The organism is Prosthecobacter sp. (genome assembly GCF_034366625.1).
GTDB lineage: Bacteria > Verrucomicrobiota > Verrucomicrobiia > Verrucomicrobiales > Verrucomicrobiaceae > Prosthecobacter.
Genome location: NZ_JAXMIH010000023.1, coordinates 337,342 through 353,113, shown reverse-complemented (window position 1 = coordinate 353,113; position 15,772 = coordinate 337,342). Strand labels below are relative to the sequence as shown.

Here is a 15,772-nt window from a genome sequence, read left to right as displayed (position 1 = left end):
AGAGGTGTGTGTTTGGTTTTTTTCGAGGCGGGCGGAGTGTAGAGAAAGGCTTTCGCTTTGGCGAGTGCAATTCTCGACAAGGCTTTGTAAGGCTGCTCTCAGCCGCATGGCCAGCATTGCCGTTTGATTCCTTCATGTGCTGGCTAACATCTCCGCCTCGTATGTCACTTGCCGACCAACTCCAAGCCGCCGCCAATTCCGGGCAACTCCTCGCCGTCAGCCACGACAACATCCGCGCCCTGCTCGCGGCCAGCGACAATCCGCTGTACCGCGCCAGCATCGAGGAACTCGCCGCCGCAGGCCAGTGGGCGGAGCTCAACGACCGCTTCTTCCAGGCGCTGAAGTTCGGTACCGGCGGCCTGCGCGGCCGCACAATCGGCAAAATCGTCACGAAGGCCGAACGCGGCAGTGCTCCCGAGGACCAGCGCCCGGAACAGCCCTGCGTCGGCACCAACGCGATGAACTTCTACAACGTGAGCCGCGCCACCCGCGGCCTCGTGACGTACATCAAGAACTACCGCGCCAATGCAAAGCTCACCGGCAAGCCGAGCGTCGTCTTCGCTCACGACACACGCCATTTCTCGCCCGAGTTCGCGAAGTTCTGCGCCAAGATCGCGATGGATCATGGGGCCAATGTTTATCTGTTCGACGGCTGCCGCGCCACGCCGGAAATGTCCTTCGCCGTGCGCCAGCTTCGCGCCGACGCAGGCGTAATGCTCACCGCCTCGCACAACCCGGCGCATGATAACGGCTACAAGGTGAACTTCAACGACGGTGCCGGCATCGTCGAACCGCACGCCACCGGCATCATCAAGGAAGTGAACGCCATCAAGGGTGAGGAATACGTTTCCCTGCCCGAAGCCCAGCGCGGCAAGCTCACCATGCTCGGCAACGAGATGGATCAGAAGTACCTCGCCCGCGTCGAAACGATGATGCTGCAGCCCGAACTCCTGCAAAAAGAGGAGGCCAAGAAGCTCAAGATCGTCTTCACCGCGCTGCATGGCGCCGGCGGTGTTTTGGTGCCTGTGCTGCTCAAAAAACTCGGCTTCAACTTCCTCACCGTGCCTGAGCAGGATGTGCTCGACGGTCGCTTCCCCACGGTGAAATCACCCAACCCGGAAAACGCACCGGCTTTGAAGATGGCCGTCGATCTCGCCAACAAGGAAGGCGCGGACATCGTCATCGGCACCGATCCTGACTGCGACCGCATGGGCGTCGGCGTGCGCGATGCCAAAGGCGAGATGGTTTTGCTCACCGGCAATCAAGTCGGGTCGCTCATGGGCTGGTATCGACTCAAGACGATGTTTGAGCTCGGCATCCTCAACGAATCGAACAAGAAGAATGCCGTCTTCCTCAAAACCTATGTCACCAGCCCGATGCAGGACGCCATCGCCGCAAAATTCGACATCGGCTGCGTGAACACGCTCACCGGCTTCAAATGGATCAGCTCGAAGCTCGCGAAATACGAGGCCGCGCTGCCCAACGACATCTTGAACCGCTATCGCGACCTCAACGCCGCCGACAGCCGCGCAGCGCGCCTCAAGCACAGCAAGTTCCTCGTCTTTGGTGGTGAGGAAAGCTACGGCTACATGGGCGATGACTTCAGCCGCGACAAAGACGGCAACGGTGCCGTGGTCATGTTCGCCGAACTCGCCGCCTACGCCGCCAGCCGCGGCCTCACCGTGGTCGGCCTGCTTGATGAGGTTTATTGCGAGATTGGTTATTTCCTCGAAGTGAACCAGAGCAAGGTCTTCGAAGGTGCCAGCGGTGCTGCGCAAATCGCCAAACTGGCCGACAGCTACGGCTCCAATCCGCCGAAGGATGTCGATGGCTCCGCCGTCATCAACGTGCGCGATTTCCGCAAGGACGAGATCAAGGACGAGGAAGGTGACATCGTCTCGAAGGAAAAAATGCTCTTTGTCGATCTCGCCGACGGACGCAGCTTCGCCGTACGTCCTTCCGGCACCGAGCCGAAGATCAAATACTACATGTTTGGCCGCAGCATTCCCGCCGCCGGCCAGAAGCTCAGCAGCGATGAACTCAACGCTGCGAAGGTCAAAGTCACCGAGGGTCTCGTCAACATGTGGACCTGGCTGGAGAAGGACATCGACGCCCGGCTTGACTCATAGGCCACCGGCATCCCCACAGCCTCTGACGTACAAACGAGGCACCTGCAATGCGGCTGAACAATCTTCAGCCGCATTCGTCTATCATCCCATTGAGGCCCAGACCCGTAACTTATCTGTAGGAAAATGCGGCTTGAAAAAGCCAGAAATTTAAGAACTGTTAACTACTATGAACTCTCGAACCACTCACATGAGCCTGAGCACTTCCTTTTGGCTGGGTTTGTGTGCCGCGATTGGCCTCGCTTCATCTCTTCAGGCCCAGAGCCAGCAGCGTTACTACCCGCAGACGCCACCAAGTGGTTATACGCAGCCGCAATACAGCCAGCCTGCCCCGCCGCCCGGTTACCAGCAGCCAGCTCCCGGCTACGGCTACCCGCAGCAACCGCAGAGGCAGTATGAAAGTCCCATCGAGTTCCTGCCCAAGTTCGGCAAGCGCATGAGCGAAGTGGTGCGCCGTCTTTTTTATGGGCAGGATCCCACCGGCTGGGATAATCCTCCTCCCGGCTACGGCCAGAACGGTGGCTACAGTTTGGATGCCAGTCCGCGTCAACAGACAGCGCCAAACTATCCCCAGCAGCCGCCTCCCGGTTACTCCCCGCAGCCTCAGCAGCCCGGCTATCAATATCCACAGCAGCCGCAGGGGCAGACCCAGCCACGCTACAATTATCCGCCGCAGCCAGCGAATCCGCCTCGCACACAGCAACCGACGGCACCTCCAGCCAAGGGTGCAACACCTGCTCCGACCACACAGGGAAAATCAAATACACGCACCTACTCACCGCCCAAGGTGAATGATTCGCCCTCTAAGACGCAGAGCACTCCTCGCGTGAAAGAACCAGCGCAGGAACCACCACCGCCCACGACAACCACCCGTCGTTCCGAGTCCACACCCAAAGAACCACCCACCACAGCCTCCAGCGGAGGATCCGGATCATTTTTGAAGGGCAAGAAGACCTCGAAACCGGGTCGTGTGATCAGCCCTTATCCGCCTTACAAGGAACTCGACATCACCGGCCTCGAAAGCGGCTCGCTGGCGCTTGATCCGACCACCCAGAAAGTATTCGAGGTGCCCTGATCGGATTCCAAACAAGCTTTGTGCTTTCAAGGAGGCCCCGGTAGATGCCGGGGCCTCTCCTTTTATGCCAGCGATGCATCTATTTCTAAATTCAAAAAGAAATCCGCCGCTGGCCTGATGTTTGCTTGATAAGGGAGGGTGGCAGCGCTTGGCTGCCACCCAACCATTCATGGCCGACCACGGACTCCAGCAGATTCAGTCTCAAAAGCTCTCTATCGGGCCGCAGATGCAGCAGAGCTTGCAGATTCTGCAGGCACCGACGCTGGAACTCCGGCAGATCATCCAGCAGGAGATCGAGATCAATCCCGTGCTCGAACTCGAAGCACCCGAGACCTCGATTCAGGACGCCATTCCCGATGACCCCGATGATCGCAGCGTCGATGACACCGACATCGACGCCCTCACGCGCATGGACGATGAATGGCGCGAATACTGGCAGCAAAGCCGGCAGCAGACCACTGCCCGCCGCAGCGATGACCAGGAGCGCTGGCAGTTCTTGATGGATTCCATCGTCGCTCCCACCACCCTGCAGGAGCATCTGCTTTCACAACTTCACACCTCGGATGCAAAGCCTGCTATTGCTCCACACGTCGAATTTCTCATCGGCAATCTGGACGACCGCGGTTTCCTCAACACGCGGATCGACGACCTGAGCCTTCAGCACGCCATTCCCATCGACGGCCTACGCACCGCCAAGAAACTCCTGCAGAGCTTTGATCCTGTGGGCGTCGGTTCAGAGGATTTGCGCGAGTGCCTGCTGGTGCAGTTGGAGCGCCTTGGAAAAAAACAAAGCCTCGCCTGGCGCCTCGTCGATCAATACATCGACGACCTTGCCAACAAGCGTTACCCGATCCTCGCGCGCAAACTCGGTGTGCCGTTGGAACAAATCTCACGCGCGGCGGACTTCATCAGCACGCTCGACCCACGTCCGGCGCAGCGCTTCGCCATCTCATCGAACAACTACGTCACGCCTGACGTCGTCGTCGAGCGCCAGGGCGGCGAGTGGGTGGCGGTGATGACGAATGACGACCTGCCGCACCTGCGCATTAGCAACACTTACAAGGACCTGCTCAGCCAACCCGGCAACAACGGTGAAGTCCGCAACTACGTGCGCGACAAGATCCGCAGCGGCAAGTTTCTCATCCGCTCAATTCACCAGCGCCAGCAGACGATCCACCGCATCGCCACACAGATCGTCAAATACCAGCGCGAATTCCTCGAAAAGGGCACCAGCTTCCAGCGCCCGCTGAACATGGCCACGGTGGCTGATGAGGTCGGCGTTCACGAAACGACCGTCAGCCGCGCCATCTCCGGCAAATACATTGCCACGCCGCATGGCGTCTTCGACCTGAAGTTCTTCTTCTCACACGGCGTGAAGACCGAGTCCGGCGACGATTTGAGCAACACCAGCGTCAAAAATGCCATCGCCGAACTCATCAAGACCGAGCCAAAGCACAAGCCGCTCAGCGACGACAAACTTGGCAAACTGCTCGACAAACAGGGCATCAAAGTTGCCCGCCGTACCGTGGCAAAGTATCGCGAAGCGCTCAACATCCTGCCCAGCCACCTGCGCAAATCATTTTCGTAAACTACACCGGTCCAATCAAAGGCTCTCCTGCCGATACGCCGCAGGTGAGGCGTTGCGATACTGCCTCAGCATGCGGCTGAAGTAATACCGGTTCACCAAGCCGCAGGTCTCGGCGATGGCCTCGATGCTGTCCTCTGTGTGGCGTAGGAGGCGGCAGGCTTCGTCGAGGCGATAGTCGAGCAGTACTCGCATTGGCGGCTGCTGGATCTCTTGTTGAAACAAGTGGTTCAAATTCCGCACGCTCAGCCCGGCGTGGCGGGCGATTTGATCGGCGGTGAGTTTGAGGCCGAGATGTTGGCTCATGAATTCCATCGCCTTCACCACACGGGTATCGAGCCTCTGCTGCTCCCACACACGGGCGGGCAGTTTTTTGACCACCTCGGCCACGAGTTGGATGGACACCCACGGAAAGCGCGTACAGCCGGGTTTCGCGCCGAGTTTGATCAACTCCTTGAGCAAACTGCGTTGCGACGGAGTAATGAGAAAAGCGTAGATGCCTGGCGCAACGCGGTCTGCGAGCGGACCGAGATTGAAGTGCGAGTACCACTTGCTGAAAGGACGCAGCGTCGTCGTGCTGAAGGTGGTGCGTGGCGGGATCAGATACACGGTGCCAGGTTTCAGTGCCGTACTCGTGCCGTCGATCTCCACCACGCCTCCCTCCTGCATCGGCCAGTAGAGCCGCCAATAAGGATCGTTCAGCCGGCGCAGTTCCCACTGTTGAAGCTCGATTTTGCGTGTGGTGAGGATGTCCACCGTCACTCCAGGCAGGGCGACGCTGCGGTGGCCCTGTACGCGATGCGCGGACCCGGCGGGCACCACGCTGAGGATGGAGTTCTGGTCTGGCATGGCCGGATTGCTGAATCTGACACAAGTCTGGCGGGCGCGGACATGGACGGCAAGCAGGATGTTTGCCATGATCGTCACCTCTGCTAAATCCGACACTCACACCCACTCAGCACTCAAACCACCATGGCCGACATCACCACCAGCGCAGCAGACAAGAAGGAAAAGGAATACTTCACCAGCATCCCACAAGAAGCGCCGGGCTTCTTCCTCAAGGGTGCCCACCAGTATGACTGGGGCCTCAAAAACCGCCTCAGCCGCGTCTTCAATCCCAAGGACGGACGCACCGTCATGCTGGCCTTTGATCATGGTTACTTCCAGGGTCCGACGACTGGCCTGGAACGTGTCGATCAGACGATTCTCCCGCTCGAACCGTATGCAGACTGCCTCATGCTCACGCGTGGCATCCAGCGCAGCGTGATTCCTGCCTCGACGACGAAAGCCATCGCCCTGCGTGCTTCCGGTGGCACCTCGATGATCAGCCCTATGGAAGAATGGGAAGGCGAAATCGATGGTAAGAAGGCCAAATTCGGCCGCCCGGGCTTTGAGCCGCTCTCCAATGAAAGCACTGCGCTCAACATCGAAGAAGCGATCCGCCTCAACGCGAGCATTCTGGCCGTGCAGGTCTTCATTGGCGGCGCGTATGAGCGTCAGTCGTTGAAGAACCTCACCGATCTCGTCGATGCGGCCAGCCGCTATGGCATCGGCGTCATGGGCGTGACCGCCGTGGGCCGTGCGATGGCACGCACACCGCAGTATTTCCGTCTCGCGACGCGCATCATGGCGGAACTCGGCGCGAACGTGGTGAAGTGCTATTACACCGACACCGAATTCGACACCGTCACCTCCTGCTGCCCGGTGCCGATCGTCATCGCGGGTGGTAAGAAGCTCCCGGAACTCGAAGCATTGACGATGTGCTACAACGCCATCCAGCAAGGCGCGAATGGTGTCGATATGGGCCGCAACATCTTCCAGAGCGATGCGCCGATCAGCATGATGCAGGCCGTGCGCGGCGTGGTGCATGAAGGACTGACGCCTGCACAGGGCTTCCAGATGTACAACGATCTCAAGGCCAAAGGCACCAAGTAATCGCCACCATGGAACTCAAACCCAACCAAGTGCGTCTCATGATGCTGAAGGTCGCGGACGCGATCATTGAGGCTGAGCCGATGCTTTCCCAAGCCGATCGTGATCTCGGCGACGGCGATCATGGTCTCGGTATGAAACGCGGCATGGAGGCTGTGAAAGCTCAGCTTGAGCCCATGGAGCCCAGCAGCGTGGAGCAAGTCTTCGTCACCACCGGCACTGCCATGATGACGAGCATGGGTGGTGCCTCAGGAGCCATTTTTGGCACCGTTTTTCGTGCTGGCGGCAAAGCTCTCGCCGGACGTGACGCTTTCGATTCCGAAGGCCTCGCGCTCCTGCTCGAAGCCGCGCTCGAAGGCGTGATGAAACGCGGTGGCGCCAAGCCCGGCGACAAAACGATGATCGACGCCGTGGCTCCCGCCGCCGCGAAAGCTCGTGAATCCATCGCGCTGTCACTGACGGATGCTCTCAAAGCCGTCGCTCAAGCCGCGGCCGATGGCACGGAGGCCAGCAAGGCCATGATCGCTCAATTCGGTCGCGCCAAAACCCTCGGCGAAGCCTGCCTCGGCTTTCCGGATGCCGGCGCGTGCTCCGTGACGATCATGCTGAGCACGATGCGCGACTATGTAACGGCATAGTTTTGGGCCACGCCGCCTACTTCGACTTCAAGCCGGCCGTGTTCACCGCGATCACGCGATACTCGTGCTTCTTGCCCGCTTCGGCCTTCGTGTCGGTGAAAGTCATCTTCACGAGTGGATTCGTGGGCGTGTCGCTGTATTGCAGACCTTGGAAAATCGGGCGGCCAAAGGGGTTCGCTGGCTTCTCGGGCACCGTGGCGATCTGCTGCCCGTCGCGTTCGATGACGAAGTGAGCGAGGCCGCTTTCGAGATCGGCATCGGCTTCCCAAGTCAGTTCGTTGCCTTTGATTTGGAGATTCGTCGGCGCAGGCGGCGGTGTGGTGTCGGGCAACGCCGTGTCTTTGACATAGTGCGCCCATGCTTTGGCGATGGCCTCGTTCGGCAGCCACATGGCTTTTTGTTTGTCACCATCAAACTTGGCCACAGCAACCGCTTCCGCGCCGAGCAACGGAGCGAGCCATGCTCCATCGGTGGGCATGGCATTGAGCGGACCGCCGCTGTCTTTCGACAAACGAACGCTGAGACACGCATCAAGCCAAGCGATGGCCATGTAACGTTGATTGCCGCACTCATGCGCGGTGAGCGGATCGACGGCCACGCCGATAAGTCCGCCTTTGCCGCGCACCGTGGTGAAGAAATACTCATTCGCAGGCCAGACCCCGGCGAAGCGGCCTTCCTTGACCGTGACGCCTTCTTTCGTGCCCGGATTGCACATCATCGGCACGCTGAGCGCGGCATCAGGAATGGTGTGTGTCTTGATCGTCGAGCGTGAAGGATTCTCCTTCAGTAAAGGAACACCCGAGCGCAGCCACGCCGCCGCGATACGCTCAGGATGCGTCAGAACCATGCCGCCGGCCCAATGTCCGCCACCGCTGTGGCCCCACAGAGCCCATGGCACTTTCGACAGCTCTGGATGGCCGCTTTTCGCGCCGAGATCGACGAGGCACTTCTGAAATGCCGCGCTGGAACCATTGCGCGGGTCGCACCACATCTGGCAGTCAGCTTTCTCCGGCTGCTCATACGAGGGAGAGAGCAGCGCGCAGTCATGCTTCTTTGCCAAAGCCTGCCAGTGCAGGTCAAAGGCACCCGTGAGGCCCGATTTACATGATCCTTCGCCACAGCCGTGCTGATGCACGATCACGCCACGCACGGCCTTCACGCCGGGCGGAACCCAGATCGTGTAATTCACCGGGAAGATCAGTTCGCCCGGCTTCGTCGATGCTTCGTAGCGCACACGATAATGAGGTGCCTCGGCAGGCGGAAAGACATCGTAAGGTGCGTTTTGGGCGCACAGTGAACCGGCAAGGGCGAGAAAGAGGAGGGCAAAAGGTCGCATGGTGGAGATGAAGAGGTGAAGCGGAGATAGAACGAGCGGAAGTCATCATTCAAATCAGGCGAAGTTCATTTTGCATCCGTCCGCCGTGTAGTTTCGCACCTTGCCAGATCCGACACAGCTTTTGCTGGCATGTTTTGAGAGAGCGCCGCGTTTAACCACGCGACCAACCATGAAACGTCTCCTTCTTCTCTCACTTCTCCTGCCATCCTTTGCTGTCGCTCAGGACGGCTTTAAACCTCTCTTCAACGGCAAAGACCTCACCGGCTGGGATGGCAATCCGGAGCTGTGGAAGGTGGAGAATGGCGAGATCGTCGGCACCACCACTGGACCGGAGCAGTTGGCATATAACCAGTTTCTCATCTGGCGCGGCGGCGTGGTGAAGAACTTCGAGCTGAAGGCCAAAATCAAGCAAGCGGGCAACAACACCGGCATCCAGTATCGCAGCAAAGAACTGCCGGAGAACGGCAAGTGGTCCGTCGGCGGCTATCAGTGTGATATTCATCCGGCGCATCCAAACAACGCGATGGTCTATGAGGAGCGCGGCCGCGGCATCATCTGTCAAAACGGCCAGGGCGTGGTCATCGACCCCGAGGGCAAGCGCTGGCTTGCCTCCGAGCATGAACCGGTGAAGGTCGATATCGCTGAGTGGCACGAGTACACCGTCATCGCGCAGGGTAATCACCTCATTCATAAGATTGACGGCCAGGTGACCATCGACCTGCTCGACTTCGAACTGGCGAAACGTTCGCTGGAAGGCCTGCTTGCCTTCCAGATTCATCGCGGCCCGGCGATGAAGGTTCAAATCAAGGACGTGATGCTCAAAGAACTGCCGGAAGGTGGTGTGGTGTCGTTTGAGAAATCCGCGATCCCCAGCGACGCGCAGATCATTGAGGCGAAAGCGCCGGGAAAAGGCAAGGCGAAGGCTCCCGCAGCTCCCAAAGCCCCCGCGAAGGGCAAAGGCGCCGATAAAGCCAAAAAGAAGGCCAACCGCCCGCAAGCCGTCGGACCTGCCATCGGCGCGAACGTAGCAACGCCGGTCTCGAACATCAAAACACTGCCCGATTTCAAGGTGGCGCTGCTTTACAGCGTGCCAGGCGGCGAACAGGGCTCGTGGGTAAACCTCTGCACCGATGACAAAGGCCGCATCTACGCCAGCGATCAATACGGCGGCCTCTATCGCTTCAACGCACCCGCCGCAGGCCAGCCTCTGAAAGCCGCCGACATCGAAAAAGTCGCCGCTGACATCCGTGGCGTGAACGGCATGCTGTTCGCCTTTGGCGCGCTCTACCTCGGCGTGAACGACTACGAGAAAAAAGTTCCCAACGGCCTCTACCGCGTCACCGACAGCAACAACGACGACATGCCGGACAAAGTGGAGATGCTGCGCGAGTTCGACGCGGGCAGCGATCACGGGGTGCATGCCATTTTGAAGACACCGGACGGCAAAGGCCTCTACCTCATCAGTGGCAACAACGCCGTGCTCAAGGAAGGCCCGAAGGCCGGCACGCCAGACAGCTCGCCGGTGGCGAAGCTCTGGGGCGATGACCATCTGCTGCCGCGCATGCCTGATGGTCGCGGCCACAACCGCCACGTCATGGCTCCCGGCGGCATCGTCTATCGCTTCACGCCGGATGGAAAGACCTTCGAGATCTTCGCCAGCGGCTTCCGCAACATCTTCGACGGCGGCGTGAACCGCGATGGCGAGTTGTTCGTCTATGACGCGGACATGGAGTATGACTTCAACACCTCCTGGTATCGCCCCACCCGCGTGAATCACGTCGTCAGCGGCGGCGAATACGGCTGGCGCAACGGCGCAGGCAAGTATCCCGAGTTCTACTTCGACAACCTGCCCGCCACACTGAACATCGGCCCCGGCTCGCCCACCGGCACCACCTTTGGCTACGGCGCGAAGTTCCCCGCGAAATACCAGGAGGCCTTCTACGCGCTCGACTGGAGCTGGGGCAAAATCTACGCCGTGCATCTGAAGCCCAACGGCAGCACCTACACCGCCACGAAGGAAGAATTCGTCACCGGCGGCCCCCTGCCGGTCAGCGATGCGATCATCGGCAAAGACGGCGCGATGTATTTCACGATTGGTGGGCGTCGTGTGCAGAGCGGGCTGTATCGTGTGAGTTATGTGGGGAAAGAGAGCACGGAGCCAGCTAAGCCTTCGGTAGCTGAACTGGCAGCCACTCCGCGCGGCCGAGAGATTCGGAGACGTGTCCTCGAGGCCTTCCACGGCAAACAAGACTCCAAAGCCGTCTCCACTGCCTGGCCGCATCTCAGCAGCCCCGACCGCTACATCCGCGCCGCAGCCCGCACCGCACTGGAGCATCAACCCGTCACCGAATGGGAAGCTAAAGCGCTCGTTGAAACCAACGTCACCGCCCAACTCGAAGCCCTGCTCGCCCTCACGCGTGCCACCGGCGTGTGCCCCACGCATCGCGCCGCTGATCACGTCGTGAACAACGCCATGCGCGACAAGCTTTGGGCCGCGCTGCTCAAGCACGACTTCACCCAGCTCACGCCCGAGCAACGTCTCGCCTACGTTCGCCTCACGGAGATCGTTTTGCATCGCTTCGGCAATCCCGACGACGCCACCGTCGCCGCAATCATCGCCAAGCTCGATCCCGCGTATCCGGCGGACAACTTTGAGCTCAACTGGCTGCTCACCGAAACGCTCGCCTACCTGCAAGCGCCGAACACCGCCGCCAAAGGCATGGCCCTCATCGCCGCTGCTGAAAGCCAGGAGCCGCAGGTCGAATACGCCCGCAGCCTCCGCTTCCTCAAGACCGGCTGGACGCCTGAACTGCGCAAGCAGCAGCTCGAGTTCTTCCTCAAAGCCGCGAACTACAAAGGTGGCAGCAGCTTCGCCATCTTCATCGACTTCATCCGCAAAGACAGCCTCGCCACCTTCACGCCGGACGAGTCTGCGCAGTTCGCCGAACTCATCGCCAAGAAGCCCGAGGTGAAATCCGCCATCGAAAACGTCGGCGCCATGTTCGTGGGCCGCACACCGACGATGTGGACGCTTGATGAGCTCAGCGCCGCCGCCAAGACCGGCATGAAAGGCCGCAGTTATGACAACGGCCGCAAGATGTTCAGCGCCGCCGCCTGCTACACCTGCCACCGCTTCGGCAACGCCGGCGGCATGACCGGCCCCGATTTGACCGGCGCTGGCGGACGCTACAGCCCGCATGACCTGCTCGATCAAATCATCAACCCCAGCAACGTCATCAACGAGCAGTTCGCCCCCATCGTTGTCACCAAAAACGACGGCAGCATCATGACCGGCGTCGTCGTGAACCTCAGCGGCGACGGCGTCACCCTGAACACCGACCTCACCGATCCCAATCAGCGCGTGAACGTCGATCGCAAAGAAGTGAAGAGCATCGAACTCAGCAAAGTCTCCCCCATGCCCCCGATGCTGCTCGCCATGCTCAAGAAAGACGAAATCCTCGACCTCCTCGCCTACGTCCTCAGCGGCGGAAACAAGGAGCACGCCATGTTTGGGAAATGAGTAAACTCACAGAGCGCGGCTCACCGCCTTCTGAATGTCCGCCTTCACCTTGGCCCAAGTCGTGTTGATCAGGGTGTTCGGCGTTTCCGTGTCCTCGGCGTCCTCGAAGTAGATCATGCTGCGCAGCGGGATCATCGGGTCGTGATTGGGAAACTTCAGCTTGTAGCAGCGCATGACTTCGTCGAGGCCCAATTCTTCGAGCAGGGTGTGAAGGTCGTAGAAGTCCTTTTTCGCCCCGCGATTGCTGATGGCCCCGAGCTTCATCGCAACCACATCCGGCAGGCTCATCATCCTCACGCCCTCGATTGTTTCAAAAGGGTGAAGCAGCGGGTAAGGATAGGTCACAAAGTCCACTTTCACGTCCTCGACGAAGGCCATCATGCCGTTGCCGTTGTCGTTCGTGAGTTGAAAAGATGGGAAATCCGCCTCCAGAGCCGCCGATACGATCTTGTTGTCGAACTTCTCCGGTCGGAAGAAATCGAGGTCCACCGACATGCGGTGTCCGAAGCGCAGCGCCAGCGACGTGCCGCCAACCAAGGCAAAGCCCTCCGTGCCCGCATGCGCACAAAGCCTCTTCAGTAAATCCAGGGTGCCGGGGGGAACGGCCTCGCGGTGCAGCATCGGAAGTCCTCCTTTCTCAAATCCAGCGCCAGGCATAGCAACGCGATGTTTTGCGGGCTGATGCTGCGGAGCTGAGTGACCACGCTGCGCAGACGTTCATCACCATAATGGCGGCGGATGGCTTTCCAGCCCTCCAGTGCTCCCACCACCAGCACCCGGTCGATGATCTGCTTGGCGTGAATTTCTGTGTCGAGGTTGGCCGGATTTACATCCCAAAACCACGACGCAGGCAAGCCGAGCGGCGTTTTGGCGCAGCCTTGAGGTGGGGTTGAGGTCTTCATGCGGCTTGATGCTACCGCTTCGATGCCAAAGCTCAACTCTCCTCTGCCAGAACTCCCATTCCTCATCGTTTCCACGCACCTCATGAAACGCCTCGCCCTTTTCCTCTTCGCCCTCTGCTCTACGCTCTTTGCGGCACAGCCCGACTCCGCCAAGGCTCCGACGGACAAGCCCAACATCCTCGTCATCATTGCCGACGACCTTGGCTACGCGGACATCGGCGTGCATTGCGGGAAGGAGGTACCGACGCCGAATATCGACGCGCTGGCGGCCTCGGGGGTGCGATGTACGAATGGGTATGTGACCGCGCCGTATTGCAGCCCGTCGCGGGCGGGGTTTCTCACAGGGAAGTCGCAGACGCGGTTCGGGCATGAGTTCAATCCGCATGTCGGCGACGAGGCGAAGCTCGGGCTGCCGCTCGATCAGCGCACGATTGCCAATGTGCTGCACGATGCCGGTTACGCCACGGCACTCGTCGGCAAGTGGCACCAGGGCTTCGACGCGGCGCATCATCCGCAGTCGCGTGGGTTCGATGAGTTCTTTGGCTTCCTCGTCGGCGGGCACAACTTCTTGCTCCACAAGGACGCCGAGCCGGAGTTCGGCTCCGCGCATTCGCATGACATGATCTATCGCGGTCGCGAGGTGCAGCACCTGGATGGCTACACGACCGATCTCTTCACGGACGAGGCGCTCGGCTTCATGAATCGCAACGCCGCGAAGCCTTGGTTCCTCTACCTCGCCTACAACGCCGTCCATACGCCACTGGAGATCGCCGAGAAGCTCAAGAGCCGCATCCCGGCCCCCGTCACGGATGAAAACAGGCGCGGTTACCTCTCGCTGCTGCTTGGGCTGGATGATGCGATTGGCCGAGTGATGGCCGAAGTGAAGGCGAAGCACCCGAACACGCTCGTATTCTTCTTCAGCGACAACGGTGGCAGCGGAAGGAAGCCCTTCTTCGCCTATAACACCGGCATCAACACGCCCCTGCGCGGCGACAAAGGCCAGACGCTCGAAGGTGGCATCCGCGTGCCGTTTTTCGTGAGCTGGCCCGGCCAACTGCCCGCAGGCAAGACCTACGACTACCCGGTCAGCGCCATGGACGTTCTGCCGACCGCCTGTGCCATCGCCAATGCGAAGCAACCCGACGGCATCGAAGGCGTGAACCTCCTCCCGCATCTCATCGGCGAAAAAGCCGCCGCGCCGCATGAAACGCTCGCGTGGCGTTTCGGCCCGCAGAAGGCCATCCGTCGCGGCAACTGGAAACTCGTTGATGTCCGCGACATGGAGGCGAAAACACAGTCGGGATGGCAGCTTTATGATTTGAGCACCGACATCGGCGAAACCAAAAACCTCGCTGTCGAGAAGCCGGAACTCGTCGCCGCTCTTTCAAAAGCCTGGGAGGACTGGAACTCGAAAAACATGGCTCCGCAGTGGCACGGCAGCCCAAATGAAGATCCCACCGCGCCCGCAAAGCCTGCCGCGAAGGCCAGGCAAAAGAAGAAGTGAGCATCACTCACACAAACCGCCGTGCGATCTGCATGTAGAACGCCTGCGCCGCCTCCACCTCGGCGCATTCGACGTATTCTACGGCGGCATGAGCTTGATCGATGCTGCCGGGGCCGAACAAGACCGTGGGGATGCCCAAACGTGAGAACTTGCTCGCATCGCTGCCAAACGGCACGCCGTTGACACCATCCTCGCGGTTCATCTCGCGCAGCACGTCACGGGAGAGTTGAACCAGCGGGGCATTGGCATCGGTTTGAAACGACCAGTCCTGCAGCATCGGCTTTTCCATGTCCGCGATCACGTCGGGATGTTGTTTCATCAGTGCGTCAAGCATCGACTGATAATGCGCGAGCACCGTTTCAACTTCCTCACCGGGCAGCAGACGACGGTCAATCTCGATCACGGCCTGGTCTGGCACGAAATTCACCTGCACACCGCCTTGGATGACGCCCACGTTGCAGGTGGCGGGTCCGAGCAGCGGATGTTGCGCCTGCTGCATGCGCTCGTGATCCTCGTTCAGCGCCAAAACGATGCGCGACATGGCCGTGATCGCATTGATGCCGAGATGCGGCTTCGCACTGTGCGCAGCCTTGCCCCTCGTGCGAATTCGCCAACGCAGAACGCCTTTGCTGGCGATCACACATTTGAACTCCGTCGGCTCTGCGACCACGGCGGCATCCGCTTTGAGGCCTTCACACAATTTGACCACGCCACGAAACGAAAACTCCTCGTCCACCACGGCGGCAAGCCAGATCTCGCACGGCGGCAGTTCGCCGCTCGCATGAATGTCCGCCACCGCGTGCATCATCGCGGCCAGACCGGCCTTGTCATCGACGGAGCCGCGCCCGTGAAGTTTCCCATCACGAATGACCGGGTCGAAGGGGTCAATCGTCATGCCTTTGATCGAAACCGTGTCTGTATGCGCCTCAAAGACGATCCGCCGTGACGGGTCACGGCCAGGAATACGGGCGATGACGTTGTTGCGGCCCGGAAACACCTCCTGCTCCCACACTTCGATGCCGCGCTGCTCAAAAAACTGCCGCACATACGCCGCCACCTCTTTTTCGCCGGGACCGCCGTCGTACGAGCTGTTGATGCTGTTGATACGCACGAGTTCGGCCAGGGTCTGGAGCACGGGAGACATGCCCGAGCGT

The 15,772-nt window shown here is 60.0% G+C and carries 12 protein-coding genes; 7 read left to right on the top strand and 5 right to left on the bottom strand.

The features are described 5' to 3' along the window. Positions 1 to 161 precede the first annotated feature (161 nt). The 3 genes from U1A53_RS22080 to rpoN all read left to right on the top strand — a co-directional run bounded on the left by U1A53_RS22080 (position 162) and on the right by rpoN (position 4,789). A complete protein-coding gene (locus U1A53_RS22080; protein WP_322284030.1) occupies positions 162 to 2,129 on the top strand; it encodes a phospho-sugar mutase in 1,968 nt (655 codons plus the stop codon). Positions 2,130 to 2,295: 166 nt separating this feature from the next. Then, positions 2,296 to 3,201 (top strand): hypothetical protein, encoded by a 906-nt coding sequence (locus tag U1A53_RS22075; protein ID WP_322284029.1) that lies wholly within the window; start codon positions 2,296 to 2,298, stop codon positions 3,199 to 3,201. A gap of 169 nt (positions 3,202 to 3,370) precedes the next feature. Further along, positions 3,371 to 4,789, top strand: a complete 1,419-nt coding sequence (gene rpoN, locus U1A53_RS22070) for an RNA polymerase factor sigma-54 (protein WP_322284028.1) — start codon at positions 3,371 to 3,373, stop codon at positions 4,787 to 4,789. A gap of 15 nt (positions 4,790 to 4,804) precedes the next feature. Here rpoN and U1A53_RS22065 read toward each other — a convergent pair whose 3' ends face one another. Beyond that, positions 4,805 to 5,635 carry an AraC family transcriptional regulator gene (locus U1A53_RS22065; RefSeq protein WP_322284027.1) on the bottom strand — a complete coding sequence of 277 codons (831 nt, stop codon included), beginning with the start codon at positions 5,633 to 5,635 and terminating at the stop codon, positions 4,805 to 4,807. Between the two features lie 123 nt (positions 5,636 to 5,758). On the opposite strand from U1A53_RS22065, the gene U1A53_RS22060 reads away from it, so the two are divergent. Both U1A53_RS22060 and dhaL read left to right on the top strand, forming a co-directional pair. After that, positions 5,759 to 6,721 (top strand): 3-hydroxy-5-phosphonooxypentane-2,4-dione thiolase, encoded by a 963-nt coding sequence (locus U1A53_RS22060; RefSeq protein ID WP_322284026.1) that lies wholly within the window; start codon positions 5,759 to 5,761, stop codon positions 6,719 to 6,721. Between the two features lie 8 nt (positions 6,722 to 6,729). Further along, complete coding sequence (gene dhaL / locus U1A53_RS22055; RefSeq protein WP_322284025.1) at positions 6,730 to 7,356, top strand: dihydroxyacetone kinase subunit DhaL; 627 nt, start codon at positions 6,730 to 6,732, stop codon at positions 7,354 to 7,356. A gap of 16 nt (positions 7,357 to 7,372) precedes the next feature. Here the strand turns inward: dhaL and U1A53_RS22050 are convergent, their stop codons facing one another. Then, entirely contained in the window at positions 7,373 to 8,692 is a 1,320-nt protein-coding gene (locus tag U1A53_RS22050) for a hypothetical protein (RefSeq protein WP_322284024.1), read from the bottom strand. A gap of 169 nt (positions 8,693 to 8,861) precedes the next feature. Between U1A53_RS22050 and U1A53_RS22045 the strand changes: the two genes are divergently transcribed. Next, on the top strand, positions 8,862 to 12,212 hold the full coding sequence (locus tag U1A53_RS22045) for a family 16 glycoside hydrolase (protein WP_322284023.1): 3,351 nt from the start codon (positions 8,862 to 8,864) through the stop codon (positions 12,210 to 12,212). A 6-nt stretch (positions 12,213 to 12,218) separates the two neighbouring features. On the opposite strand, the gene U1A53_RS22040 is transcribed toward U1A53_RS22045, so the two are convergent. Then, positions 12,219 to 12,833 (bottom strand): nucleotidyl transferase AbiEii/AbiGii toxin family protein, encoded by a 615-nt coding sequence (locus U1A53_RS22040; RefSeq protein ID WP_322284022.1) that lies wholly within the window; start codon positions 12,831 to 12,833, stop codon positions 12,219 to 12,221. Next, positions 12,788 to 13,114 carry a hypothetical protein gene (locus U1A53_RS22035; RefSeq protein ID WP_322284021.1) on the bottom strand — a complete coding sequence of 109 codons (327 nt, stop codon included), beginning with the start codon at positions 13,112 to 13,114 and terminating at the stop codon, positions 12,788 to 12,790. Before U1A53_RS22035 ends, U1A53_RS22040 begins: the two co-directional genes overlap by 46 nt. 82 nt (positions 13,115 to 13,196) lie before the next feature. Between U1A53_RS22035 and U1A53_RS22030 the strand changes: the two genes are divergently transcribed. After that, the gene (locus U1A53_RS22030; protein WP_322284020.1) at positions 13,197 to 14,618 is read left to right on the top strand and encodes a sulfatase-like hydrolase/transferase; all 1,422 of its coding nucleotides are present in this window, start codon (positions 13,197 to 13,199) and stop codon (positions 14,616 to 14,618) included. A gap of 7 nt (positions 14,619 to 14,625) precedes the next feature. Here the strand turns inward: U1A53_RS22030 and U1A53_RS22025 are convergent, their stop codons facing one another. Further along, a complete protein-coding gene (locus tag U1A53_RS22025) occupies positions 14,626 to 15,762 on the bottom strand; it encodes a M20 family metallopeptidase (RefSeq protein WP_322284019.1) in 1,137 nt (378 codons plus the stop codon). Positions 15,763 to 15,772: the final 10 nt, after the last annotated feature.